Raw genomic sequence first — 25001 nt, forward strand, 5'->3', positions numbered from 1 at the left:
GCCCTACGCCAGCTTCCAGGGGGCCGGTCCCGCGAGCCTCCACACCCGGCTTTACTCCGATCTTATGGAAGGCCGGGGGAAGTAAAAACAGAGAACTAGAGGGTCTCAGAGGGTCTCACGCGAACATAAGATTAGATAAGATCAGAATTACGACACTTGATGCGCCTGGCATACGTTTTTCGCCAACTGTTGGAAAAGTCCTTTCGTAATATTGATCTCTTTGATCTACCGTATTACTCTTAGAGGCGGAAAGGGTTGCAACTACAATTTTAGTCTTGCATTCACGGGCGGGGCTAAGGTCAAGGAGGAGACGTGTACAGAAAAGACGGCGAAAGCTACTTTGTCGTTGATGAACACGTACATTTCTGGGATGCGAGTCCGGAGAACCAGAAGAATATACATGGCAAGCAGTTCATCGACTGTTTCCACGGCTATCAGACCGCTCTAAGCCCGGAGGAGTACATCTGGTCTATAGAGGACTTCCAGAAGTACTCCGAAGAGACCATGATGCGTAACCTCTTTGAAGAGGGCTACGTGGATAAGGCCATCTTCCAACCCACCTACCTCACGGACTTCTACGTAAACGGCTTCAATACCACGGAGCAGAATGCGGTGCTCGCCGAGAAGCATCCGGAGAAGTTCATCGTCAACGGCGCTTTCGACCCACGCGACGGAGAGAGAGGAATCGAGGACCTCGAAAGGCTCGTGGACAGATACAACCTCCAGGGCATCAAGCTCTACACCGCCGAGTGGAAGGGCGAATCCAAGGGTTGGTCCTTGAAGGACGAGTGGGCCAAGCGGTATCTGGAGAAGTGCCACGAGCTCGGCGTCAAGAACATCCACGTCCACAAGGGACCGACCATCCGGCCGCTAAACAAAGACGCGTTCGACGTCGCGGACGTGGACGAGGCCGCCTCCGAGTTCACCGAGCTCAACTTCATCGTCGAGCACATCGGGCTGCCGCGCCTGGAAGATTTCTGTTGGATCGCGGTCCAGGAGCCAAACGTTTACGCGGGGATGGCGGTGGCCATGCCGTTCATGCACAGTCGCCCGAGATACTTCGCCGAGATCATGGGCGAGCTTCTGTACTGGCTGGATGAGGACAGAATCCTGTTCGCCAGCGACTACGCCATCTGGCATCCCAAGTGGCTCGTCGAGCAGTTCGTGGACTTCCAGATCCCCGAAGACCTGCAGTCCGAGTACGGGACGCTCACCCCGGACATAAAGCGCAAGATCCTGGGCCTCAACGCCGCCGCACTCTATGACATCGAGGTCCCGGAAGAGGTCCGTCAGCCGGCCGCGGTCGCCTCCGGTAGCGAGAGCAGCTACCCGGAGAGCCCGCTGTAAATGCCGAACGGACCTACCGAAGCAGAGATCCTGGACGCCCTCTCGGGCGTCCGGGACCCCGAACTCGACGAACCTATAACGGACCTGAAATTCGTCGCCGGTCTCCAGGTGTCCGACGATAGAGTCGAGGTCCAGCTGCGTCTCCCCACCCCTTTTTGCGCCGCCAACTTCTCATATCTCATGGTCGCGGACTCCAGAGAAGCGGTGCTCGGTGTGCCCGGCGTCCGGGAGGCCCGGGTCTCTCTGGACGACCATTACGCGGCCGACGAGATCAACTCCGGCGTGAATGACGAGTTGGGCTTCGACGGGGCGTTTCCCGCCGAGGCCGACGGGCCAGACCTGGAAGAGTTGCGCGACACGTTCCGCCGCAAGTCATTCGTCGCCCGCCAGGAGAAGCTGTGCCGGAGGCTGCTTTCTCAAGGTTTCTCCCCGGCGGAACTCGCGGCCATGACGATCGGGGATTTGCCCGATTCGGAAGAGACAGAGAAGTATGTATCCCGGCGGGCGGAGCTCGGGCTTGATAACGGTACGGAAGCGCCGCTCATAGTGGACCCGGACGGTAGAGCTATACCTGAGGACGCGGTGATCGCACACCTACGGCGCGCCAAGATGAACCGTCTTAGCATCGAAGGCAACGCCGGGTTCTGCAGGAGCGTCCTCGCCAGCCGTTACGGCCTATCCGACATGGAGGAGAAGGCATGAAAGCAGCCAGGCTCTACGCCTACGATGAGAAGATAAGCCCGGACAGCCTGAAGGTCGAGGAGGTACCGGAGCCCGAGGCGAAGGGTCCGCTAGACGTGGTGGTGCACATCGGCGGTGCCGGACTCTGCCGCACGGACCTGCACGTAATAGAGGGTCAGTGGGCACCCAAGACCGGCATCGAGCTACCCTACATCCTGGGCCATGAGAATGCTGGCTGGGTACACGAGGTCGGCTCGGCGGTGACGAGCGTCTCCGTCGGGGATGCCGTGATCGTGCATCCTCTGATCACCTGCGGCCTGTGCCGCCCCTGCCGCGCCGGGGATGACATGCACTGCGTAGCACAGGAGTTCCCCGGGATCACCACCGACGGCGGCTTCGCCGAGTTGCTGAAGACCAACGCCCGAGCCGTGGTGAAGCTGCCCGCCGGCGTGGAACCGGCCGACGTGGCCGCCCACGCCGACGCCGGGCTGACCGCCTACCACGCCGTCAAGAAGGCCCGTATGGAGCTGTTGCCGGGCACGAAGGCTGTCGTGATCGGGGCCGGAGGCCTCGGGCACATCGGCATCCAGTCGCTAAAGGCGCTGACGCCGGCCGAGATCATAGTCGTGGATCGCTCCGAAGAGGCTCTGCAGGCGGCAAAGAAGCTCGGCGCGGACCAGACCGTAGTCGCGGACGGCGGGCACGTGGACACGGTCCTGGAGATGACCGACGGCGCGGGCGCGGATGCGATCATAGACTTCGTCGGCGAGGGCGGGGCCACGACGGACGGCTTCGCCATGCTAGGGAGGGCCCGCAATCACTACGTTATAGGCTACGGCGAAAACATAAACGTCCCGACGATAGACCTGATCTCGACCGAGCGCAGCTTTATCGGGAACCTCGTCGGCACCTACAACGACCTGGCCGAGCTAATGACGCTCCAGGCCCAGGGCAAGGTCACGCTCCAGACCCACACCTATCAGCTCGACGGCGTATCCGACGCCATAGCCGACCTGGAAGGCGGCCGCATACCAGGAGGCCGCGGCATCCTGGTCCCGAGCGCGGCGTAGAGGAAGCATGGAAGGCCGGTAGCTACCGCCGGCAACCCGGGGAGGCGTACCGTCTCCCCTCTTTCTCCGTCTCCATAGCTCCGGTCTTACCACTGGAGGTGAACTGCTCCCCGCTACTTTCTCCAGGGCGCAGGAGTGTGTAGATTTCCTGCACCGGTGGTAAGGAGCGACTGTCACGGTCCTTATGTACGATAAGCGGCCGTTCCGAGTACGGCTCGCCCCGAGGAGGTAGCACGTGAAGGTTGGCTACAAGCTGATAGCGGAGGCGTACCCGCCACAGGAGATGGTACGTCAGGCGGTACGCGCCGAGGAGGCCGGCTTCGACTTCGTCGAGATCAGCGACCACTTCCACCCCTGGTTCGACAGCCAGAACCACTCCGGTTTCGTGTGGTCCATGCTGGCCGCGATGGCGATGCGCACCGAGCGCATAGAGCTGGCGACCGGCGTCACCTGTCCCTTTATCCGCTACCACCCGGCGATAATCGCGCAGGCCGCGGCCACGACGGCGTTGCTGGCGGAGGACCGTTTCACTCTGGGAGTCGGGTCCGGAGAGAGGCTGAACGAGCACGTGGTCGGGCAGGGCTGGCCCCCGGTAAGCACGCGGCACGAGATGTTCCGGGAGTCGCTCGAGATCATCCGCCTGTTGTGGAGCGGCGGCTACCATTCCTACGAAGGCAAGCACCTGACGCTCGAAGATGCGCGGGTCTTCGACCTGCCCGATATCCAGCCCCGGATCGCGGTTGCCACCGGCGGCCCCGCCTCGGCCCGGCTGGCCGCCGAGCTCGGGGACGCCATCTTCGTGACCGAGCCCAGGACCGACATAACGGACGCCTACTCCAGAGCCGGCGGAGACGGACCGCGTTACGCCGAAGTGCCACTGGCCTGGGCCCCGGATGAGGCCGAGGCCGCCCGCTCCGCCCGGGAGCTTTTCCGTTTCGGGCTTACCGGGTGGAAAGTGCAGGCGGAGCTGCCGAACCCGCCCAACTTCGAGGCGGCGACCGCGTTCATAACGGAGGACGACATGCGGGAGGTCTTCGGCTGTGGCCCGGACGCCTCCAAGCATCTGGCGGTGGCCCAGCAGTTCGTGGACGCGGGCTACGACCACCTCGCCCTGGTAAACGCCGGGCCGGATCCGGACGGGTTCTTCGACTTCTTCGAGAAGGAGCTAGCCGCTCCGATGAGGGAGCTTACCCCCTCTGTCTGAGACCGGCTGACCTCCCCACCCTCTTGCGAAAACACGGCTTCAAACCCTGGTGGTCCGCACGAGCTCGGCGCGGACCACCAGCCGCTGCCGGTAATCCGGCAGGGTGCAGGTCTGCAGGCTGACTATGTTACGGCCGTCTACCGGCTCCGTGACCGATAGCGCCCCGGGACCGACCACCTTCCTTTCGAAGACCCGGTAGAGATAGCGTCGCCCGCCGCCGCGGAGCACGACGTTGTCGCCATCCCGTAAAACGTTGAGGTCCCGGAAGACGAGGAAGCTACCCGTGCCGGGATACCCGAGACGGTGACCCGAGATGTACACGTTGGACTCGCGGGCCGAGGGGAGCCCCGTGCCCGCCAGACGTACGGGCCCCTTCTTGAGCGCGGCTTCGTTACCGGACTGGGCGGTGGCAACCGGCAGGCCGTCTACCCGTTCCATCTCCGGCACCGATAGCCGTAGCGGGCCGGTACGGCTATCGCCGGCTCCACCAGGAACGGGAACGCGCAGCTCAAGGACCGTAAACACCGCCCCGGAGACCAGGAGAGCTAGGCCGCAGAGGATGAAGATGCCGCGCCATCCGGACACAAGCCGGCGGCCTTTCCTCGATCCCACGCTGGTCCAGTGTCCGAATCGTTCGATAAGTCTGGTATTCACGGACCGGATGATAACCGGGTTGGCCTACTACGAGCGAGCGTGCGGTTCGCGATGTTAATCTCCAGCTCTTTCTCTAACTCTCCCCTTCTATGCAATCTCGTGCCGGAGGCGATTTATCACAGCCCGCAGCCAGTCCCGATCCGCCCGGTTCAAGGCCAGCAGGTGCTCTATGGCGAGGGGCGGTCCGAGTGATCCGGGATACTCAGGGGCCTTCTCTAGTTCTGCTATCTGCCGCTCCCTGTCATCGAGCCTCTTTTCGAGGTACCCGGCTACCTCTTCTTTGGGCAGCTCGTCCAAGAACATGAGCCCCACGTCTCCGCTCATCAGGATACGGTCCGCGCCGGAGAGGTTCTCTCGTAACAGCCCGACGAACGCCTCTCGGCCCTCCGGCGTCACCTCGTAGACCTTGCGCGGCGGGCGGTTTCCCTGCTGCTCGGTCTCCGAGCGGACGTAACCGCCTCCCTCGAGGCGATCCAGGACGGCATAAGCGGTCGCCTTCTTCATCTGCGTCAGGTTACTCAAGTTCTTCTGGATGAACTCGTGGATCTGATAGCCATGCTGCCTCTGCTCCCTTACCAACCCCAGTATCAACAAATGCCGCTCGTCCATTCCGCCTCCAACCTCCGATGTTAATAATCTCACCTATTATAGTTATATTTATACTAGTCATGTTTGACTAATAAGCTCCGCGCGCTATTATGGTCATAGCTGACTAGTCAGAGTTTACTACAAGGGTTGCGGACGTTCTCCGTGGATGAGAGAGGAGGCCTAGATGGCTAACAGAACCAACACTGGCAGGGTGCTCCCGCTGCTGTTTTTCGGGGTTTTAATGGGGGCTCTGGACATAGCTATCGTCGGGCCGGCGCTCCCGGCTATAGGGCAGTCGTTCGGGGTGAGTGCGAAGGGACTTCAGTGGGTGTTCACGATCTACGTGCTTTTCAACGTGGTCGGGGTGCCGTTGATGGCGAAGCTGGCGGACAGAATTGGCCGGCGGGCGGTTTACGTCGGGGACGTGCTTTTGTTCGGTGTGGGGTCCATCGTGGTCGCCTCCGCGCCTTCTTTCTGGGTGCTGCTCGCCGGACGGGCGATGCAGGGCTTCGGGGCCGGGGGATCTTCCCGGTCGCGACAGCGATCGTCGGGGACGTGTTCCCGGCCGAGAGGCAGGGCCGGGCGCTCGGGCTGCTGGGCTCGGTCTTCGGGATCGCCTTTCTGATAGGTCCTATTGTCGGAGGAGCGCTCTTGCTGGCGAGCTGGCACTGGCTGTTCATAATCAACGTGCCGATAGCCGCGATCCTGGCGGCGTTCGCGCTCCGGCTGCTGCGCGACGATGGACCGGAGCAGAAGAGCCCGTTCGACTTCGCCGGTATGGGGGCCTTGGCCGTGCTACTGGGCGCCGTGGCGCTCGGCCTGAGCGAGATAGACGCCGACAGCTTCTTCGAGAGCCTCGCCTCCGTAGAGGTCTGGCTGCCGCTGCTCGTGGCTCTGGCGCTCGCCCCGGTCTTCTGGCGCGTCGAGCGCGGCGCGGGAGACCCCGTCGTGCGCGTGGGGCTGCTCGGCTCGAAGCAGGTCGTCGTCGCCTCCGCCCTGGCCATAGGGGCCGGGCTCGGCGAGGCCGGGGTGGTGTTCTTCCCCTCGATGGCGCAGTCGGCCTTCGAGGTCTCCCACTCGACCGCGAGCTTCATGCTACTGTCGGTGGTGGTCGCCCTCGGGGTGGGCTCCCCCGTGGTCGGGACCCTGCTGGACCGGCTCGGTTCGAGGCCCGTGGTCTTCGCGAGCGCGGCGCTTCTAACGGCCGGAATGGCGGGCGCGGGATTCTTCGCGACGAACCTTACGGGCTACTTCGCCTCCTCCGTGCTGGTCGGTCTCGGGCTCGCCGGCGTGCTCGGCGCTCCCCTGCGCTACATCCTGCTCGGCGAGGCCGGAACCTCGGAGAAGACTAGCGCCCAGGGGATACTCACCGTCTTTACCAGCACCGGCCAGCTCTCCGGCGGGGCGGTAATAGGCGCGGTCGCGGCCTCGATCGGAGGCGGGGTCGCGGGCTTTCAGGCCGCGTTCCTGGTGCTTGCGGTGGTGGCCCTGATCCTGACCCTGCTCTCCACGAGGCTCAAGGGCCACAAAGAAGAGCTCGCGACCACCCAGCACTAGAAGAGGAAAGGAGGAATGGCGAAGAAGTAGCTATACCGCATAGAAGCAAGAGCCGAGAAAGTCCAATCCACGAAAGGAAAAGAGCACCATGCTGGGATTCGCCATAGTCACGATCACCATCGCGTTGATTCTCTACACCATCGGAGTGTGGTCGGAGCGCCTGGGAGGACGCCTTAGGGGGTGGCACCTGATCTTCTTCTACGGCGGGCTCATCTTCGACGCCATCGGCACCAACCGCATGAGCGAGATCGCGGGCGGCTTCGAGCCGAGCCTGCACGGTTTTACCGGCCTCGTTGCGCTGATCCTCATGTTCGTGCACGCCGTATGGGCGACGGTGACGCTCTGGCGCGGGCATGAGAGCACGCTGGAGGGCTTCCACCGTTTCAGCGTCATCGTGTGGGTGATCTGGCTGATCCCCTACACTCTCGGGGCGCTCCTCAACACCGGCCTGGTTGGCTAAACCCGCAGGCTGCCTACATGGGCACGGAGCACCGCAGCACGTTCCGTGCCCTCATAGAACGAGCCAGCTTTGAATTTACCCGCAGTATCCAGAGTCGGAGAAATCCTCCCGCAAAGGTGCGCAGTCCACCCCGATTTTAGCGATGCTCGCCGCGGGACTCGAGGGCCAGAGCGAGGCTCCGGGCGGCGCTGATTCGCTACCGCCGGACTCGGAGTCAGCCCGGGCTCAGAACTCGGTCGCTGCGTACTTCGATATGAGGCGGCGCGAGCTTAACGAGCTTAACGTCGTGAACCACGCTAGCCCGTAACACGCCGGACTGTGCGGGTTCTGGTAAAGCTAGTCCGCGAGGCCTGGAATCCCCCGGACGCCGGTGGAGGATCTTACGGCGTCCAGTATCGCTGCCTGCATCGCCCATGCGGCCCAGGCTCCGACCACGTCCGTCGCGGCCTCGCGTCCGCTCTCACAGGCGACAGAGGCGGTGAAGACGGCGTCCCCGTCAACGCTGGTGTGGACCGGCCACACGGCGCGGGCGAGCCCGTCGTGGGCCATGCGGGCGACCTTGGTGGTATCGGTCTTGTCCAGCCGGGCGTCGGTGACGATTATGCCGAGCGTCGTGTTCTCGCCCCGGCTCCCGCCCGGCGCGGCCCTTTCCAGCAGAGACACCGTGTCGCCGGGCGTACCGTCTTTCAGTCGCGGCCCGGCTATTATCCCATCGGAGTCCCGCACGTCTCCGAAGGCGTTGACGACGGCGAGGGCGGCGACGGTCGCTCCGCCTTCCAGTACGGCGGAAGCCTCGCCGACGCCGCCCTTCATGGCCCGCTCAAGGCCCAGGACCTTGCCGACGGTCGCCCCGGTACCCACCCCGACGCTGCCGCGATCCAGCTTTTCGCTACGGGCCGATAGGGCGGCCTCGTAGCCCATTGCCGCATCCGGCCTCGCGGCGGCAGAGCCGACCATGAGGTCGAAGATCACGGCGGCCGACACGAGCGGTATGCGGGCGACGCCGAGATCCAGGCCCCGCCCCTGCTGCTCCAGCAGGCGCGTTACCCCGTCGGCGGCTGCGAGGCCGAAGGCGCTGCCGCCTGTCAGGAGGAGCGCGTGGGTGTCACGGACGCTGGCGGTCGGGGCCAGGCGGTCGGTCTCCCGGGTGCCGGGCGCAGAGCCCCGCACGTCCACCCCGACCACAGCGGGGGCGTCGAACAGGACCGCGGTGCAGCCGGTCAGGCCCTCCCGGTCATCGGCGTGACCGGCCCGGACGCCGGGGACGTCGCAGATACCGTCGAGCGGGCCCCGGCGTGGCTTTGCGGCCACGACTATCCTCTCTCCACGTGTCGAGGCCCGAGTATGCGGCGTCTGGCCCGCGAGAGGGCCTCTCCAAGCACGGCTTCCGGCGAGACGTTGTACGTTAGCGCGGCCTTCTCGTCCGTGGCCTCGGAGGCCGCCCCGGCCCAGTCGGCGCCCGGATACCGGCTGGCGAGTTCTCCAAGCTCGTCCGAGCGGTCAGTGTTCGCTGCGATCTCCGGGGCTCCGGCCGAGATCACGGCCGCGTCCCGGTACAGGAGGGCGAGGAGATCCAGCGCCTCCCTCACGGCCCCGTCCCGGGCGGCGCGTCCGGCGCGCTTGGCGGCGTCTTTGGCTCGGCGGTCGGGCTCCTCTGTCTCTCCGAGGTACGCGGACCCCCGCCTCTCCCCGACGGCCTCGGCCCGCTCCACGATCCGTGACGCGCCCTCGTGGCGGCTCTCGAAGTCTGCGCCGAAGTCTAGCCCGGCCCCGATCACGGCCTCTCTGAGATCCCGCAGCCCGTCCCCGGAGCCGTAGCGCAACGCGAGCCCGACGCTCCCTCGTCCGAGCGAGGCGGCGAGCCGGGCGTCGGCGTCCGGCACCCCGCGGCTGGAGAGAAAACCCGCAAGCTCTTCCTCCGGTACCGGATTGAAGCGTACGGGCCGGGAGCGAGAGACGACGGTCGGCAGGACGCCCTCCAGGGAGGCCGCCACGAGCACGAACACCGTCCCGGCCTCGGGCGACTCCAGAGTCTTCAAGAGGGCGTTGGCGGCCTGCACGTTCAGGGTGTCGGCCCGCAGTATGAACACGCGGCGTGCCCCCTCGAAGGGCCGCCCGGAGGCGAGCCTCACGACCTCCCTCACCTGGCCGATGGTGGTGAACGCGCCGTCCGGCTCCACCTCGTACAGGTCGGGGTGCAGGCCCCGCCGCGCGCGATCTTCGGCTTGCTCGTCTCCGCCCGCCACGAGCGCAGCCCCGAAGAGCCGGGCGACGGTCTGCTTTCCTACACCGGGTGGGCCGTGGAACAGGTAGGCGTGCGAGGGGCCGGAGGCGAGATCACGCTCCAGCGAGCCCAGGGCTCCGGTGTTGCCCAGAATTCCGGTGAAGATCTGGCCTGTCGTATCTGCCACGTCTACCGTATCTAACGTATCCGCCATGTTCTCCATCCGGGTCTTATCCAAGGTTACCTGCGGTTATCTGCGGTTATCTGCGTCGGACGAGTGTAACGAGGGCCGCGCCCAGGGCGACGCCGAGCCCGAGACCGATGCCGATCCCGAGCGCGGTGCTCTCCAGGGTAGCTCCCATCAGCACCCCGAGACCGGACCCCGCCAGGACTCCCGCCCCCACGCCGGCTCCCTCGCGCTTCTTGCGGTCCATTCCGCCTCCCCTACCCTTCGCGGCTAACCGGGGTGAGTATAGAGCAGATCGCGCACCTCCCGCAGCATGGCCTCAGCTAGCTCCCCGGGGGGGCTCGTCGCGTCGAGCCTCACCATCCGCTCCGTCTCTTTCTGCGCGAGCTCCTCGAAGCACTCCTCCGCCCGCCCCATGAAGCCCGCTCCGGCCCGCTCTATCCGGTCAAGCGAGGCCCCGCTCTCCCACGCCCGGCGCTCCCTCTCCGCAGCGTCCAGAGCCAGATAGAATGTCCGGTCTGGCACGAGACCGTCCACCGCCCACCCGTTGAGCCAGCGTACCGTGTCTACGCCCAGCCCCCGCCCGGCGCCCTGGTAGGCGAGGCTGGAGTCCAGGTAACGCTCGCACACCACGACCGCACCCTCCGCCAGCGCCGGACGCAGGCCGTTACGGACGTGATCCGCCCGGGCGGCGGCGTACAGGTAGGCCTCGGTCCAGGCGTCCACCTCGAGCTCGGGGTCGAGCAGAACCTCCCGGATGCGCTCGGCGGCCGGGGTGCCGCCCGGCTCCCGGGTAAACATCGTCTGCCCGAGAGCCGGCGTCTCTGAGAACCTCTGGCGCAGGAGCCGCACCAGAGTGCTCTTGCCGGAGAAGTCGAGGCCCTCGATGGTCACGAAGACGCCGTTTTCTCGAACTCCCGGGACCAGCTCTCCCCTGTGTCCTAGGCCACGGCCCGGCCGCCGGAGCCCCGGCCCGAGCCGCGCCTGGACGCCTCCACGTGCGCCTCGAAGAGAGCCCGCTGGGAGGCACCATACTCGGACGAGCCGCGCATGGCCTCGGCGTGCCACTGCACCCCGAGCAGCCAGCGCCGGGAGAAGTCCCGGCTCTCCAGGGCCTCGATCAGACCGTCCTCCGAACGTCCGACAACCGAGAGCCCGGCGGCCACGCTCTTTACCGCTTGATGGTGGTACGAGTTGACCTCCATGTGCTCCGTGCCGGAGAACTCGGCGATCCGGGAGCCCGGGGCCACCTCGACGCCGTGGCGCGGCACCCACTTGGGATCGGTCTGGCGGTGATCCACCCCGCGCTCGCCGAACTGCGCGGGCACGTCCTGATACAGCGTGCCGCCGAGGGCGACGTTCATCAGCTGCATGCCGCGGCAGATGCCGAACACCGGAAGCCCGGCCTCCAGCGCCGCGGAGAGAATCTCGAACTCGAAGGCGTCCCGCTCGGGGATAATCTGCGCGAGAGCGGAGTGCGGCTCCTCGCTATACGCCCGGGGATGCAGGTCGGTCCCGCCACTGAGCAGGAGCCCGTCCAGGCCGCGCACCATCGCCCCGGCTGCCCCCCGGGGATCGCCGGCGAGCGGCGGCAGCACCACCGGCACACCACCGGCCTGCTCCACCCCGCTCACGTAGTCCAGGTCCGCGCGCACGAACTCCCCCAGTGGGCGAGTCGCGCTCGTCTCCGTATCCTCTTTCAAGGTTGCCGTTACACCAATTACGGGACCCAAAGTCTGCTACTCTCCTATATGCTCACGGAACATAGTGGAATATGCTACCGCAAATCGGCGGCCGATTCCAAGCGGCCGTCACATGACTGCCATACGTAGTGTGCACGGGCCGCTCCCAGAATCATGGGTAGGCGGCCCGTGCACGTAGAGAGCCGGGCCTAGGTGGTAGAGCCCTCCAGCTCCTTCTCGCGGGCCTGCCCGTTGCCGGAGGAGCCGTCCTCCGTCACGCCGTCGCCGGACTTGGCATCCTCGCCGTCGTTGTTTTTAGACCCGGCCTCCTTGCGGGCGCGGGCTTTCTCGCGCTCCTCCTGCTTTTTGGGGCAGGACATGTCGATGCACGTGATCCAGGGCCGGCGCCCGCCGACGACCTTGATCTCGGGAGAGCCGCACGCCTCGCACAGGGTGCCCAGGGGTATGATCTCACCCCGCGGCGGCAGCGAGTAGGTCTGGTCGCAGTCGGGATAACCCTCGCAGCCGGCGAACCGCTTGCCGCTCTTCTTGGCGCGGCGCACGGTCAGGTTCAAGCCGCACTTCTTGCACGGCCCGAGCACCGAGTCCTCCCGGATACCGGCGCGCACCACGTCGGCGAACTCGTCCTGCACGCTTTCCAGCTCGCCATAGACCTTGCGCAGGACCTCCTTGGACCGGTCCACCACGGCTTCCTTACTCGTCTCGCCCTCGGAGATGCTGTCCATGCTCGCCTCTAGCTCGGAGGTCATCTCGTGTGTGGCGATCTCGGAGGCAAAGTCCGTGAGGGCCTTGGCGACCGCGATGCCGGTCTCCGTCGGTATCAGGGGATCGGCGTGGACGTAGCCCCGGTCGTAGAGGTTCTGGATGATGTTCGGGCGCGTCGCCTTCGTGCCGAGCCCGAGGTCCTCCATGACCTGTATGAGGCGACCCTGTCCGTAGCGTCCCGGCGGCTGGGTCTCCTTACCGATGACCTCGGCGCTGTTGACCCGCAGCTCTTGACCCTCGGAGAGGCTCGGGAGCTCCTCGTCGGCCCGGCGGCTATAGGGGTACACCCCGAGCCAGCCTTCCTCGGTGACGACCGTGCCGCCGGTGGTCAGCGTCTCGCCACCGGAGTCGAAGTTGAGCGTGGTGCGCAGCGTCTTTGCCGGGGCGGAGAGGGTGGCCAGAAAGCGCCGCACGACGAGCTGATAGATCTTCCACTGATCGTCGCGCAGCGCCTTCTTGGAAGCGTAGCCGGTCGGATAGATCGGGGGGTGGTCAGTCGTCTCCTTCTTGCCCCGCGTCGGTGAGAGCTTCTCCTTCTTGAGTAGCCCTTCGGCGTAGGAGCCTGCGCCCTCGACCTTCTTGAGGTAGCCGAGCGTCTCCCGCAGATCCAGCGAACGCGGGTACACGGTGTTGTCGGTCCGCGGGTAGGAGATGTAGCCGTCGGTGTACAGATCCTCGGCTATGCGCGAGGCCCGCGAGGGCGAGAAACCGAGGTTCGCCGCCGCCGAGAGAAACACCGTCGTGCTAAAGGGTGTCGGCGGCTTGCGCTGGGCCTCTTTCTGCTTGACCTCGGTGACGGTGGTGGCGTCCGTGATGTTGCCATGCGCGGTCCGGGCCGACTCCTCATCGTCGAAGCGCTCGGTCTGGTGGCGCACGGGGAAGTCCTGCGCGCCGTCGGATAGCTCGGCGTGCAGCTCCCAGTACGGCACGGGCACGAACGCCCGGCGCTCCCGCTCGCGGTCGGCTATGAGCGCCAAGGTTGGCGACTGCACTCGGCCCACGGAGAGGAACGCGCTACCGTAGCGTTTGGTTGCGCGGGAGACCCAGCGGGTCAGGGTAGCGCCCCAGATCAGGTCTATATCCTGCCGCGCCTCCCCGGCGGCGGCCAGGTCGTGCGAGACCTCCACAAGCTCGTCGAAGGCCCGGTTGACCTCCGGCCCGGTAAGCGCCGAGAACCTGGCCCGCCGGACGTGATCCTCTAGCTCCGGCTTGGCCTCCAGGACCAGCGAGAGCGCCTCCACACCGATGAGCTCGCCCTCGCGGTCGAAGTCGGTGGCCACGATCACGCTATCCGCCTTCTTCGAGAGCGAGCGGATGGCCTCGGCCACCCCCTTCTCGGAGACGGACTTGTGGATCTCGGCGTCTATGAGCGCGGAGGGCTCGACCTTCTGCCAGTTGGAGTACTCCTCCGGGTACTCGGGGTTCAGGACGTGGCCCTTGAGCCCGACGGACATGGCATCCTCGCCGTTCCAGGTGAAGCTGTGGTGGGGCACGCTACGATGCTTGCCGTCCTTCACCGGACCATCCGCGAGGAACTGGGAGATCTTCTTCGCCGCGTTTGCTTTCTCGGAGATAATTAATAGCATGTGCAGAGTTTATAACACGATGGTCAAACAGCGAAACCGGCGGGCCACCCGTATCGGAACGGCTTGAGACCCGGATCACACCACCCTTATCCTAACCCTGGGCAACCTCGGCCTCGGCGGACTCCACGGACTCGGTGGGCTCCCCTATCATGCGCCGCACCAGGAGCAGACCAAACAGCCCGAGCAGGGTGGCGAACCACAGCGTGGCGATGCGGATAACGAGCGTGAGCGCGACCGCGATCCCCCCGGCGAGCCCGGCCACGGTGCCGAACATCCCGGCCAGACCGGCCTCCGCGACCCCGATGCCGCCGGGCACGAAGCTCAGGGCCCCGGCGAGCGAGCTAACCGCGAAGATGAACACGACCACCAGGAAAGGCTGTCCGGCCCCGACGCCGACGGCGCAGAGGTAGACCGCCAAACACTCGAGGCCCCACGACGCAAACGAGATCACGGTCCCCACTATCATGGGCCGCGCCCCGAGCAGCGTGTTGGACGCGCCGTGGAAGTCTCCGACGTGCGGGGCCAGCTTGTCGAGCACCGGCAGTCGGGACATGACACGCTCGGCCAGCACCGAGAGCCGCTTGGAGCGCAGCACCGCGATGCCGAGCACGGTCATGCCCAGAAACAGCAGCAGCAGACCTGGACCATAGTTGAAAGCGAGCACCCCGAGCATACCCCAAAGGACCATCCCGGTCCCGTCCGTCGCCCGCTCGGCGACCACCGCCGGGGCCGTTCGAGCCACCGGATCTCCTGAGACCTGCTTCACGAAAAGGCTCTTTAGCACCTCCCCGAGCTTGCCGGGTGAGATCGCCATGGAGAGCCCGGCGGTGAAGATGGCCGCGTTTATGCCGGTGGGCAGCGAGATGCCGAGCACCTTCAGGTAGTAGACCCAGCGGAAGAAGCGCCCCACGTAGGAGAGCGCCACGAGGCCCAGGATCACCGGCACCAGGGACCACCGGAAGCCGTCGAGCGCGGCGCGCAGGTCACCGAACCCCGAGATTATGAAAAGGACGAGGTACACCGCGACCGCGAGGACGATGGCGAGCAACAGGTTGCGTTTCAGGCGCTCCAGCAAGCCCGGCTCCTCCTAGGCGGTGTAGATGACGCTCATCACGACGGCCAGCCACAGCAGCAGCGTCACCTGCAGGGGCCGGTCCTGGAGGAGCAGGGTGTCCGGGTTGCCGCCGCCGTCCCGGTGCACGAGCAGCATGTACCGGAACACGCCGTAGATCACGAACGGGATGCTCGCCATCATGAAGCGGTCCTCGTACTCGAAGAACGTGTACATCGAGTACGCGATGATCGTGGCCGAGAGCATGATGTTCATCATCTCGTCCAGCACCGGCACCGAGTAGTCCTTGAGGTTCCGCCGGTGGCCGGATGCCCCTTCTCCCAGGCTCGCGAGTTCGTGACGGCGTTTGGAGAACCCGAGAAAGAGTGTGAGTAGGCCGGTGCACACGATCAACCACGGCGACAGCGCCGTGCCGACCGCGGCGACCCCAGCCAGCGCCCGCAGCACGAACCCGGCGGAGATGCTCATCACGTCCAGGATACTCAGGTGCTTGAGGACGGTGGTGTAGAGCGCCTGCAGAGCTATGTACGCCGCCCCGGCGAGCCCGACCCCGACGTCGAGCGCGAACCCCGCGAGGAGCCCGCCCACGGCGAGTAGCGCGGCGAAGATCACCGCGCTCCTCACCGGGATCTCGCCGCTGGCGACCGGACGCGACTGCTTCTCGGGGTGCTTACGATCCTCATCCACGTCGAGCACGTCGTTGGCGGCGTAGACCGCACCCGAAAGAGCGCAGAATACCGCAAAGGCGAGCAGCGCCTTCAGGATGGAGCCCAGGACCAGGGCCTCACCAGAGAACACGAGACCGGCCAGCACGAACCCGTTCTTGGTCCACTGGCGCGGCCTTACAAGCTTTATATAGGCTCCCGGCCCCGCGAAATTACTAGATTCCATGAGAGCGGTTTCTACCACAAACCACCCCCGAAATCTCTAGCCCGGGCCCGCCTGTTGCATAATCGTCCGCATGAGAGGAAGAGAGGCTCGTGGCAAAGACTCTCGGGGGCCAGCGTCAGCTAGCCCGGCGGAACGGGAGGTCGTCGAGAGCCGGACCATCGCGGGTATCTCCCGCGAGAGCCTTTTCAGGCGGCTCTCGGATGTGGAGCGTTTCCCGGAGTGGGGTTACGGGCTAAGAAGCGTGAGGCTGCGCCCCGCACCTCCTCCACCCTCCACACACTCTGGACCCACCATCCACAATGGCCTGCGAACTGGAGACCAGATCGAGTTCGGACTGCGCGCCGCCGGTATGGAGCACCACGTAACGAGCCTCGTCACCCGGATCGAGCCTCCCAGGCTCATAGAGTGGCGCTACCTCTCCGGAGCCAGCGGATATGGAGGCTGGCTACTGGAAGACGTGTCCGGGGAAGCCGGTCTCACGGCACGCATGACGCTCTCCACCGACTACTCGGTGGAGCCGCCGTGGCTGGACAGGCTTGCCCACCGACCGTTCTTCCGGGGGCTCATATCCGACCTTATGGGGCGTTCGCTGCGGCGTCTCGCGGAAGGTCTGGAGCGCGAGTTCTAGACCCCGCTAGAGATCGTCGTCGTCCCTGTCGCGGTAACCATTCTCGTCCGGGTCGTTGCCGAAGTCCGGCGCCACCCTCGTCGAGCTCGGGTTCACGTACCGGGCGATAACGATGCTGACCTCGTACAGCCCGATCAGGGGCACTGCCATCAGGATCATGCTCATGGGATCCGCAGGCGTAAGCATCGCGGCGAGCACCGCGTTCACCACGATGGCGTGGCGGCGGTACTTCCTGAGCATCGGCGCGTCTATGAGGCCCAGCCTCGCCCCTATGTAGGTCGCCGCCGGCAGCTCGAAGGAGATGCCGAACGCCAACATGAAGCGCGTCACGAACGACAGGTAAGCCTGACCCTGGATAAACGTCTCGTAACGCGGGCCGCCGAAGGTGAGCAGGAAGTTCAGCGCGAAGGGCAGCACCACGAAGTAGGCAAAGACCATCCCGGCCAGAAACAGCGATGAGGAAAGGGCTATGAGGATGTAGGTAAACACCTTGCCCATGTCCCCGACCGCCGGGGCCACGAAGGCCCAGAGCTGGTAGATCAGGACCGGAACGGTAAACACGAACGCGGCGTAGATCACCAGCTTCACGTCCGTGAAGAACGCCTCGGTGACGCCCGTGATGATGAGGTCTCCCCCGGCTCCGGGGTTCAAAAGATCCCGCGACACCGCGGGCTCGACCAGGAAGTTGAAGAGCTGGGGTCTGAATACAGCCGCCACCACGGTGGCGACGACGAGGGCGAGGAGTATCTTGAAGAGCCTGGAGCGGAGCTCGTCCAGGTGCTCTATGATCGTCATCCGCGCCTCATAGCGCGCGCGTTCCTCCGCCTGCGGCGGGCTCAGGCGATTCGCCATCTAGGGTTTTAGCTTCTCTGCTCGGTCTTGCTGGCTCCGCTGGTCTCGTCGGAGGACTCGCTCGAGGAACCGTTAGAGGAGTCGTGCCCGGAGCGCGCGTCCTGGCCGCCGTCGGAGCTACCGGAGGCCGGGGCGTTGGCGGTCTCACTGTCCACCCGGCTCTCGTCGCCGTCCGAGCTCTTGTCGTCCTCCAGCTCGCCCGAGGCTCCCTGACGGAACTCGCGCATACCGGTCCCGAGCCCCTTGGCGAGCTCCGGGATCTTCTTCGCCCCGAAGAGCAGTAAGACTATTACCAGAACTATTATTAGCTGTGTTGGTCCTGGGGTCACCTTTTCTCCCTTCCTCTTAGCCGTCCTGGCTCGTGTTCCCGCTATCGTATCTACGGAATTATATAGCTTTACGGTACAGAAGGCGCGCTGGATTACCCGCCGGAGCCTCCTCCGCCCGAAGTTCCGCCTCCGGGACCGCCGGAGCCACCCTCGTCCAGCAGGCTCTGTATCCTGTCCTCGACCTGTCCGGCCTGCTCGCTATCTGGCTCGAGGTCGAGGTAGCCATTGTAGTACTGGATGGCCTCGCCGGGGTCCCCGGCCTGGTCGTAGGCGGAGCCCGCCTGCAGGAAGGCGTCGGCGTCCTCGGAGTCGCGCTCGGTGGCGGCGGCAAAGGCGTCCCCGGCCTTCCGAAAGGACTCGTCCCTCTCCCCCTCTGGCTGGGCCTGGGCCTGCTGCACCCGCGCCTGTCCCAGCAGCAGTGGTATGTCGGCGTTGTCGGGGGCGCGGTCCATGCCGTCCTCCAGGAGGGAGATACCCTTGCTGGACTGGCCGTCGCTGAGGTAGAGGGTGGCTAGGTCCGTGATCGCCTCCGGGTCCTCCGGGTTGTCTTCGAGGGTCTGCTCGGCCTCCTGTATCTGGGGGCCGAGGTCCTGGGACTGCTGTTGCTGACCCTGATCCTGCCCGCCGAACACCTCTAGCAGGTTGTAGCTGCCGGTGGCCGTGAAGCCTATGATCACGGATGAGAACAGGAACCCCACCGCGAGCACTATCGCGACGAGGCGGGTCCAGAAGCTCAACCTGTTGCGGTCCATCATCATGGTTGCGGCTGGATCTCCTCTGGAATACTAACGGTGCTAACGTCTTATCGAGCTGCACTCCGGCGTCCCGCTTCTCGGCGAGAGCCCGGCACCCCGATTGTATATCAGCCTCCGGCGTGCCACAGGTGGAGGCTGACTATAGCGTATCTCAGCCCGCTATGGCCTCGAAGGCGCGGCGGGCGTTGTAGGTGACCTCCTCCTCGTCGAGGGTCAGGCACTCTCCGTTGCGCATCAGGGGCTCGCCCTGCACGTACACGTCGCGCACGTCGCTGCCGAAGGCCGAGTACACCACGTTGGAGATCACGTCGTGTACGGGCTGCAGGTGCGCGGCGTCCAGGTCTATGGTTATGAAGTCCGCGCTCTTGCCGGCTTCGAGCGTGCCCGTGGTCTCGCCGAGGAAGGCGCACTCCGCGCCGTAGGAGGTACCCATCCTGAGGGCGGTCTCGGCGGGGACGGCGAGCGGGTCCTGGAGGGCGCCCTTGTGGATCAGGGCAGCTAGCCGGATCTCCTCCAGCATGTCCAGGTTGTTGTTGCTGGCCGCGCCGTCGGTGCCGAGCGAGGGCCTCATCCCGCGCCGGAGCATCTCCGGCACCGGGGCGACGCCGCTGCCGAGCTTGAGGTTGCTGCCGGGGTTGTGGGCCACCTTCACGTCGTGGCTCGCCAGGGTCTGTAGCTCTTCTTCGGTGAGGTGGACGGCGTGGGCGACGAGCGCGGGGCCGTCGAACACCCCGAGGCGGCGCAGGTGCTCGACCGGTCGCACGCCGTACTCCTCTACGTTTTGCTGTATCTCGGCCTCGGTCTCGGACATGTGGGTGTGGATCGGCAGCCCGAGGTCGCGGGCGCTCTCGACGAACCTCTCTATAAAGTCCGGCGGGCACGTGTACGGCGCATGCGGGCCCATCATCGCGGTTATGCGCCCTCCCGCCTGACCGTGCCAGTTCTCCGCGAAGGATATGGCTTCCCGGAGCTTGGCGTCCCGCTCATCCTCGGGGCCGAGCCCTATGGCTCCCCGGCACAGGCCCGCGCGCAGGCCGGACTCCTCGACCACGCCGGCAACGTGATCCATGTGGTCGTACATGTCCACGAAGCAGGTGGTTCCGCCCTTGATCATCTCCAGAGCCGCCAGAGCCGCGCCCCACCTGCCCTGCTCGGGACCGTACCTGCCCTCCATCGGCCACATCTTCTCCTCCAGCCAGGTCTTTAGCGGTAGATCGTCGCCGTAGCCCCGCAACAGGGACATCGCGGCGTGACCGTGGGTGTTGACGAGACCCGGCAGGAGCGCCTTGCCGCCGAGGTCCACCACCTCGTCATACGAGCTCGTGTCCTGCGGGGTGTCTCCGACGTGGGAGATGAGACCGTTCTCCACGGCGAGCGAGCCACCGGATACGGGCCCTGACGAGCCCTCCGCCATCGTCAGAACAACCGCGTTCGTAAAGAGACGTTTCAACCTGTGCTCCCTCGCAGTACGGATACATGGATAAGCAACTTCAAGCAATTCTGGGTCGGCGACCCGGCGAAAAAGGTTAGCATAATCAATCCCGGTACTCCCGGAAGCGCGGCGGTATCGGGCGAAGGTACCGGCCCAACCGGGCTCAGGTGTCGCGGCCCACTACCTCGCGCGCGATGGCTTCGAGGATAATCCTCTCCTCCGTCTCCGGGAGGAGCGTAAGGTCTTCGAGGGCGGCCTCGACCTCGCCACGGGCCCAGGCCTCGGTCTTGGAGACGGCGTCGGTGGCGAGCACCGCGTCTATCCCGGCCTCCAGCAGCTCGGGAGAGGGCTCGGGCTCGGCCAGGACGCGGCGTATTAGCCCGGCGTCGCCTTCGCGCAGGGCGAAGATTACGGGCAGCGTCACGGTGCCCTCGGCGAGATCGCCGCCGACGCCCTTGCCGGTTACGCCGGGCACTCCAGCGAAGTCCATCACGTCGTCCGACATCTGAAAGGCGACACCGAGGGCCTGTCCGTAGTTGGAGAGCGCGTCTACCTGCGGCAGCGAGAGCCCGCCAAGGGAGCCTCCGGCGACGCAGGCCGCCTTGAACAGGCCCGCGGTCTTCATGCGGATGTGATTCAGATACACCTCGACCTCCACCTCGGAGCCAGTCGAGCGGTACTGTTCGAGCTCCCCGGTCGCCAGCGCCTCCGAGGCTTCGGCAAAGGCCCGGATCAGGCGCGGGTCGCCTATGGCAGCGAGGTCCGAGAATGCCTCGGCGAACAGGTAGTCTCCTGCGGCGACCGCCTTCTCCCGGCCGTACGTGGCCACGGTGGTGGCCCGTCCGCGCCGGCTCTCTGCCCGGTCTACTATGTCGTCGTGGATCAGGGTCGCCGTGTGCAGAACCTCCACGGCGGTCGAGGCGCCGAGCACGGCGTCGCGGTCGGCCCCGCCCAGGGCGGAGCTAAGTATCAACAGCAGCGGCCGCAGACGCTTGCCTCCGGCGGTAAGCGCCTCCAGCGTCGGGGTTACGAGATTCTCGGGAGCCCGGCGCGAGACCTCGACCAGCGAGCCTTCGACTTCACGCAGGAGCCGGACCGCGTCGGGCGGCAGCGTCTCCTTGAGCTCCCCGGCGCGCCGGGCCACGCTGCGGCCATCGCCACTCTCGTACCGTCCGCGGTCCCGATCTCCGCTATTCAACTCCCGGCCCACGCGCTCCTCTCGACCCTTTCGTCCCGCTATGTAGCGTGATGATGCCGCCCGCGAGCCTCCGCCACTGTATGTTCCGTAACCCATTACGCTCCATTATTCCAGCTAAATCCTCGGGTGCTACGAACTCTTTCACGCTCGTCGGCAGGTAGGAGTACGCCCAGGAGTCCCCGGAGACCTTTGCCCCGAGCCAGGGCACCACGCGATCGAACCACAACCCGTAGAAGAGCGCCGGCACCCGCCCGGACGGGCGGGCTATCTCCAGACACACGACCCGGCCGCCGGGCCTGACCGCCCGCGACATCTCCCTGAACAGGGCGTCGAGGTTCGGGATGTTGCGTGCTCCGTAGGCTATGGTGGCGGCGTCGAAGGCCCCGCTCTCCGCGCCGGGCACGTCGTTTAGTACACCGTCCAGGTTGGTGGCGTCCCCCACCCGGTACTCGACGTTGGAGAGCGGTCTGCGACGGGCGGCGGCGAGCATCTCGCGGGAGAAATCCACCCCGAGGACGTGGCCCTCGGGTCCGGCGCGGCGGGCGAGGTCGCGGGTGAGGCTGCCGGTGCCACAGGCGAGATCCAGGACCCGCGAACCGGGCCGGACGCCGGCCTCGGAGATCACGACCCTGTTCCACACCCGGTTCAGTCCCCCGGTCATGAGCGTGTTCAGCAGCTCGTAGCGTCCGGCTATGCGGTCGAACATCTCCCGCACGAGCCGGGCTCGCTCCTCTCCCGAGGGCAGCGTTTCGGGGCCGTCAGACCCTTCCGTTCTCCGCCTATCCGTGCTGTCTTTACTCTCCGGTATCCCGGCCTCCGCTTTCCACGTTCCACGTCCGCCGCGTTTGTGGTCGAACCGGCCTCCATGCCAGAGGGCCAGCCAGCTACCCCGTCGTTCCTCTCCGGTAGATCGTCCCGGACTACGTGACGGTGGTACGGCCCGGTCCGTCGTGAGGCTCCAGGCTCTCCACCGCCTCGAGGATACGCTCCCCGCTGGCTTCCCGGCCCTCGCCGGTAAGTATGTCCAGGAGGCCGGTCAAATGCGGCATCCAGTGCCCGAATCCCACCACGCCCCCCGCGGAGATGCGGCCGGCCCCGTCGCGTATGAGGCGGCTCGCCACGGCTACGAACTCCGGCTCGTCCAGGCGTGCGATGGTGTCTATGGCCCAGGCGTAGGACCCGTCGCCGAGAAGTATCTGCTCGTCCCCGGCGACCTCCGCGGCGTAGTGGGCGTCGAAGCCCCGCTGGAGGTAGCCCAGGGCCTCGGCGACGGCCTCGCTCCGCTTGCGGTCACCGGAAGCGCCCTCCGCCGCGAGCCGGAACACCTCCCGGATCGGGACCAGCGGCGTTCTGGAAGTAGCCTCCACTATCCGGCTCCCCCGCTAGCGAACCACTCCCGGGCGGCCTCGGCGGCGCGGTCTATCTCGTCTTCGGTGTGGGCAGCGGAGATGAATCCGGCCTCGTACTGGCTCGGGGCCAGATACACGCCCCGGCTCATCATGTGCCAGAAAAAGTCCTTGAACGCCTCCGTATCCGAGGCCGCGGCGGACGAGAAGTCCCTTACAGGTCCCCCGGTGAAGAACAGGCTGACCATCGAGCCGACCCCGTTGACGCAGTACGGGTGGTCTCCGGCCTCGGCCGCCTCGGTCATGCCCGCCTTCCAGCGATCGCCCAGCTCCTCGAGGCGCTCGTAGAAGCCGGGCTCGGCGGTGGCTTTCAGGGTCGCGAGCCCGGCGGCCATCGCGAGCGGGTTGCCCGAGAGCGTGCCCGCCTGGTACACGGGGCCGACAGGGGCGACCATCTCCATGATCTCGGCCCGGCCGCCAAAAGCGCCGACCGGCAGGCCACCGCCTATGACCTTCCCGAGACACGTCATGTCCGGGGTGACGCCGTAACGCTCCTGCGCGCCGCCGCGCGCGACCCGGAACCCGCTCATCACCTCGTCGAAGATGAGGACCGAGCCGTACTGGCTCGCAACCTCCCGCAGACCTTCGAGGAATCCTTCTTCCGGCGGGACGCAGCCCATGTTGCCGCCGACCGGCTCGACGATTACGGCGGCGATCTCCTCCCCGATCTCGGAGAAAACCTCCCGCACGGCGTCGAGGTCGTTGTAGGGGGCGACGGCGGTGTCCTTCGCCGCGCCCTCGGTAACTCCGGGGCTGTCCGGTAGGCCGAGGGTCGCCACACCCGAGCCCGCCGACACCAGCAGGGCGTCGCCGTGGCCGTGGTAGTTGCCCTCGAACTTGAGGATCTTCTCCCGCCCCGTATAGCCCCGGGCGACGCGCACGGCGCTCATCGTGGCCTCGGTACCGGAGTTCGTTAAGCGGACCATCTCGACGGAGGGTACTGCGGCACAGATCTCCTCCGCGACCTCGACCTCGATCTCTGTCGGCGCGCCAAAGGTGGTGCCGCTGCGGGTGGTGCGCTCCAGCGCCTCGACGACCTCCGGATACGCGTGGCCCAGAATGAGCGGACCGTAGCTCATCACGTAATCCACGTACTCGTTGCCGTCCACGTCGAAGATGCGCGAGCCCTCGCCCCGGGCCGCGAAGACCGGGCTGCCGCCCACGGAGCGGTACGCCCTCACGGGGCTGTTCACGCCGCCGGGGATGTAGGCCTGCGCCCTCTCGGCCAACCGGGCCGACCAGTCCAGCGCGAGCGCCTCTTTAGCGCCGACGCCCATGCCGCTATCGCGATCTTCGCCGCGCAACTGCGATCCTCCTAGCAAGAAATCCTACGTTACGTATACCTCTAAGACCCCGAAAGGGCCGTAAAGCTGCTTACTCTAGCCTATCCGGCGACACGACGCCCGGCGACGAGCCCGGAGCGAGAAACTAGGAGAGCCAGCGCGCCACGTCGGGGGCGTGGTAGCTGAAGATCACCTCGGCCCCGGCCCGCTTTATGCCGGTCATGGCTTCGAGGACGGCGCTCTGCTCGTCCAGCCAGCCCTTCTCGGCGGCGGCTTTGATCATGGAGAACTCGCCGCTCACGTTGTACGCGGCGAGCGGCAGGTCGGTCGTCTCGCGTACCCGGCGCAGGATGTCCAGATAAGGCAGCGCGGGCTTGACCATGATCATGTCCGCCCCCTCCTCGACGTCCAGCCCGACCTCTCGCAGCGCCTCGCGGGCGTTGGCCGGGTCCATCTGGTAGCCGCGCCGGTCGCCGAACTCGGGGGCGCTCTCCGCCGCGTCCCGAAACGGGCCGTAGAAGCTCGACGCGTACTTGGAGGCGTAGGAGAGTATCGGGGTGTGCTCGAAGCCTTCGCGGTCGAGGTCGGCGCGCAGGGCTGCGACACGGCCGTCCATCATGTCCGAGGGTGCCACGACGTCCGCCCCGGCCTCGGCGTGGCTTACCGCCGTGCGCGCCAGGAGCTCCAGGCTCACGTCGTTCATGATCTCACCGCGCTCGGCGTCCACGACGCCGCAGTGACCGTGAGACATGTACTCGCACAGGCACACGTCCGTAACGACGAGCAGCTCCGGCACGGCGTCCTTTATGGCGCGGACGGCGAGCTGTATGACGCCCTCCGGGTCGTAGGCCCCGCTCGCCGCCTCGTCCTTTGATTCGGGTATGCCGAAGAGCAGGACGCCCGGTATTCCGAGCGAGTGGGCTCGCTTCGCCTCGGCGACGGCGTTGTTTATGGACATCTGCCGGATGCCGGGCATGGACGGTATCTCGTTGTCTACTTCCTGCCCGGAGGCGACGAACATCGGATACATGAAATCCTGGGGGGAAAGCTCGGTCTCGCGCACCAGACTGCGCAAAGCCGAGGTGCGGCGCGTCCTGCGGAGCCTCTGCTGGGGGAATGCCATGTCGTG

25 protein-coding genes and 2 pseudogenes are annotated in these 25001 nt (G+C 66.0%); 8 read left to right on the top strand and 19 right to left on the bottom strand.

What is annotated here, in order from left to right; all coding sequences use genetic code 11:
* Window positions 1-312 precede the first annotated feature (312 nt).
* The 4 genes from ABD53_RS07230 (at window position 313) to ABD53_RS07245 (ending at window position 4302) form a co-directional block, all read left to right on the top strand.
* The gene (locus tag ABD53_RS07230; protein ID WP_047865080.1) at window positions 313-1347 is read left to right on the top strand and encodes an amidohydrolase family protein; all 1035 of its coding nucleotides are present in this window, start codon (window positions 313-315) and stop codon (window positions 1345-1347) included.
* Window positions 1348-2049, top strand: coding sequence for an iron-sulfur cluster assembly protein (locus tag ABD53_RS07235; RefSeq protein ID WP_047865081.1), 702 nt, complete (start codon window positions 1348-1350; stop codon window positions 2047-2049).
* Entirely contained in the window at window positions 2046-3098 is a 1053-nt protein-coding gene (locus ABD53_RS07240; protein WP_047865082.1) for an NAD(P)-dependent alcohol dehydrogenase, read from the top strand. Before ABD53_RS07235 ends, ABD53_RS07240 begins: the two co-directional genes overlap by 4 nt.
* Before the next feature lie 235 nt (window positions 3099-3333).
* Complete coding sequence (locus tag ABD53_RS07245) at window positions 3334-4302, top strand: TIGR03557 family F420-dependent LLM class oxidoreductase (protein ID WP_047865083.1); 969 nt, start codon at window positions 3334-3336, stop codon at window positions 4300-4302.
* Window positions 4303-4341: 39 nt separating this feature from the next.
* Here ABD53_RS07245 and ABD53_RS07250 read toward each other — a convergent pair whose 3' ends face one another.
* Both ABD53_RS07250 and ABD53_RS07255 read right to left on the bottom strand, forming a co-directional pair.
* A complete protein-coding gene (locus ABD53_RS07250) occupies window positions 4342-4887 on the bottom strand; it encodes a class E sortase (protein WP_047865084.1) in 546 nt (181 codons plus the stop codon).
* 156 nt (window positions 4888-5043) lie between these two features.
* Entirely contained in the window at window positions 5044-5565 is a 522-nt protein-coding gene (locus ABD53_RS07255) for a PadR family transcriptional regulator (RefSeq protein ID WP_047865085.1), read from the bottom strand.
* Window positions 5566-5785: 220 nt separating this feature from the next.
* Here ABD53_RS07255 and ABD53_RS17940 point away from each other — a divergent pair.
* From ABD53_RS17940 to ABD53_RS07265, 3 genes and pseudogenes are all read left to right on the top strand, one after another.
* Window positions 5786-6405, top strand: a pseudogene (locus tag ABD53_RS17940) (MFS transporter); the annotation flags it as partial.
* Window positions 6406-6591: 186 nt separating this feature from the next.
* Entirely contained in the window at window positions 6592-7101 is a 510-nt protein-coding gene (locus ABD53_RS17945) for an MFS transporter (protein ID WP_235401434.1), read from the top strand.
* Between the two features lie 88 nt (window positions 7102-7189).
* Window positions 7190-7561: an HsmA family protein gene (locus tag ABD53_RS07265; RefSeq protein ID WP_047865086.1), complete on the top strand. Its 372-nt coding sequence runs from the start codon at window positions 7190-7192 to the stop codon at window positions 7559-7561.
* Between the two features lie 336 nt (window positions 7562-7897).
* Here the strand turns inward: ABD53_RS07265 and ABD53_RS07270 are convergent, their stop codons facing one another.
* The 8 genes from ABD53_RS07270 to ABD53_RS07300 all read right to left on the bottom strand — a co-directional run bounded on the left by ABD53_RS07270 (window position 7898) and on the right by ABD53_RS07300 (window position 15989).
* Entirely contained in the window at window positions 7898-8872 is a 975-nt protein-coding gene (locus tag ABD53_RS07270) for a P1 family peptidase (protein WP_047865087.1), read from the bottom strand.
* A 2-nt stretch (window positions 8873-8874) separates the two neighbouring features.
* Window positions 8875-9999 (bottom strand): DNA polymerase III subunit, encoded by a 1125-nt coding sequence (locus tag ABD53_RS15835; RefSeq protein WP_160309641.1) that lies wholly within the window; start codon window positions 9997-9999, stop codon window positions 8875-8877.
* A 46-nt stretch (window positions 10000-10045) separates the two neighbouring features.
* Window positions 10046-10219: a hypothetical protein gene (locus ABD53_RS17475; RefSeq protein ID WP_200900321.1), complete on the bottom strand. Its 174-nt coding sequence runs from the start codon at window positions 10217-10219 to the stop codon at window positions 10046-10048.
* Window positions 10220-10242: 23 nt separating this feature from the next.
* Entirely contained in the window at window positions 10243-10866 is a 624-nt protein-coding gene (gene tmk, locus ABD53_RS07280) for a dTMP kinase (protein ID WP_053057790.1), read from the bottom strand.
* Between the two features lie 47 nt (window positions 10867-10913).
* The gene (locus ABD53_RS07285; protein WP_047865088.1) at window positions 10914-11705 is read right to left on the bottom strand and encodes a gamma-glutamyl-gamma-aminobutyrate hydrolase family protein; all 792 of its coding nucleotides are present in this window, start codon (window positions 11703-11705) and stop codon (window positions 10914-10916) included.
* A 158-nt stretch (window positions 11706-11863) separates the two neighbouring features.
* Window positions 11864-14026 (bottom strand): DNA topoisomerase I, encoded by a 2163-nt coding sequence (locus ABD53_RS07290; RefSeq protein WP_053057792.1) that lies wholly within the window; start codon window positions 14024-14026, stop codon window positions 11864-11866.
* Window positions 14027-14117: 91 nt separating this feature from the next.
* Window positions 14118-15101: a lysylphosphatidylglycerol synthase transmembrane domain-containing protein gene (locus ABD53_RS07295; RefSeq protein ID WP_047865089.1), complete on the bottom strand. Its 984-nt coding sequence runs from the start codon at window positions 15099-15101 to the stop codon at window positions 14118-14120.
* A gap of 12 nt (window positions 15102-15113) precedes the next feature.
* The gene (locus ABD53_RS07300; RefSeq protein ID WP_047865167.1) at window positions 15114-15989 is read right to left on the bottom strand and encodes a decaprenyl-phosphate phosphoribosyltransferase; all 876 of its coding nucleotides are present in this window, start codon (window positions 15987-15989) and stop codon (window positions 15114-15116) included.
* A 70-nt stretch (window positions 15990-16059) separates the two neighbouring features.
* Between ABD53_RS07300 and ABD53_RS16500 the strand changes: the two genes are divergently transcribed.
* Window positions 16060-16617 (top strand): SRPBCC family protein, encoded by a 558-nt coding sequence (locus ABD53_RS16500; protein WP_084709392.1) that lies wholly within the window; start codon window positions 16060-16062, stop codon window positions 16615-16617.
* Window positions 16618-16623: 6 nt separating this feature from the next.
* Here the strand turns inward: ABD53_RS16500 and tatC are convergent, their stop codons facing one another.
* From tatC to hemB, 9 genes and pseudogenes are all read right to left on the bottom strand, one after another.
* Window positions 16624-17469: a twin-arginine translocase subunit TatC gene (gene tatC, locus ABD53_RS07310; protein WP_053057793.1), complete on the bottom strand. Its 846-nt coding sequence runs from the start codon at window positions 17467-17469 to the stop codon at window positions 16624-16626.
* 131 nt (window positions 17470-17600) lie between these two features.
* Window positions 17601-17798 (bottom strand): annotated as a pseudogene (tatA, locus tag ABD53_RS17670) (twin-arginine translocase TatA/TatE family subunit); the annotation flags it as partial.
* Between the two features lie 92 nt (window positions 17799-17890).
* A complete protein-coding gene (locus ABD53_RS07320; RefSeq protein ID WP_047865091.1) occupies window positions 17891-18556 on the bottom strand; it encodes a tetratricopeptide repeat protein in 666 nt (221 codons plus the stop codon).
* Window positions 18557-18704: 148 nt separating this feature from the next.
* Window positions 18705-19967: an amidohydrolase gene (locus tag ABD53_RS07325; protein ID WP_047865170.1), complete on the bottom strand. Its 1263-nt coding sequence runs from the start codon at window positions 19965-19967 to the stop codon at window positions 18705-18707.
* Between the two features lie 181 nt (window positions 19968-20148).
* Window positions 20149-21183, bottom strand: coding sequence for a polyprenyl synthetase family protein (locus tag ABD53_RS07330; RefSeq protein WP_160309642.1), 1035 nt, complete (start codon window positions 21181-21183; stop codon window positions 20149-20151).
* On the bottom strand, window positions 21176-21898 hold the full coding sequence (locus ABD53_RS07335; RefSeq protein ID WP_053057795.1) for a ubiquinone/menaquinone biosynthesis methyltransferase: 723 nt from the start codon (window positions 21896-21898) through the stop codon (window positions 21176-21178). The genes ABD53_RS07330 and ABD53_RS07335 overlap by 8 nt, the downstream gene beginning before the upstream one ends.
* A gap of 205 nt (window positions 21899-22103) precedes the next feature.
* Entirely contained in the window at window positions 22104-22550 is a 447-nt protein-coding gene (locus ABD53_RS07340; protein ID WP_047865092.1) for a hypothetical protein, read from the bottom strand.
* Window positions 22550-23866: a glutamate-1-semialdehyde 2,1-aminomutase gene (gene hemL / locus ABD53_RS07345; protein WP_047865173.1), complete on the bottom strand. Its 1317-nt coding sequence runs from the start codon at window positions 23864-23866 to the stop codon at window positions 22550-22552. Before hemL ends, ABD53_RS07340 begins: the two co-directional genes overlap by 1 nt.
* Window positions 23867-24017: 151 nt before the next feature.
* Window positions 24018-24995, bottom strand: coding sequence for a porphobilinogen synthase (gene hemB / locus ABD53_RS07350; protein ID WP_047865093.1), 978 nt, complete (start codon window positions 24993-24995; stop codon window positions 24018-24020).
* Window positions 24996-25001 lie beyond the last annotated feature (6 nt).

Origin of the sequence: Rubrobacter aplysinae (assembly GCF_001029505.1) — a bacterium.
Classification (GTDB): Bacteria; Actinomycetota; Rubrobacteria; order Rubrobacterales; family Rubrobacteraceae; genus Rubrobacter_A; species Rubrobacter_A aplysinae.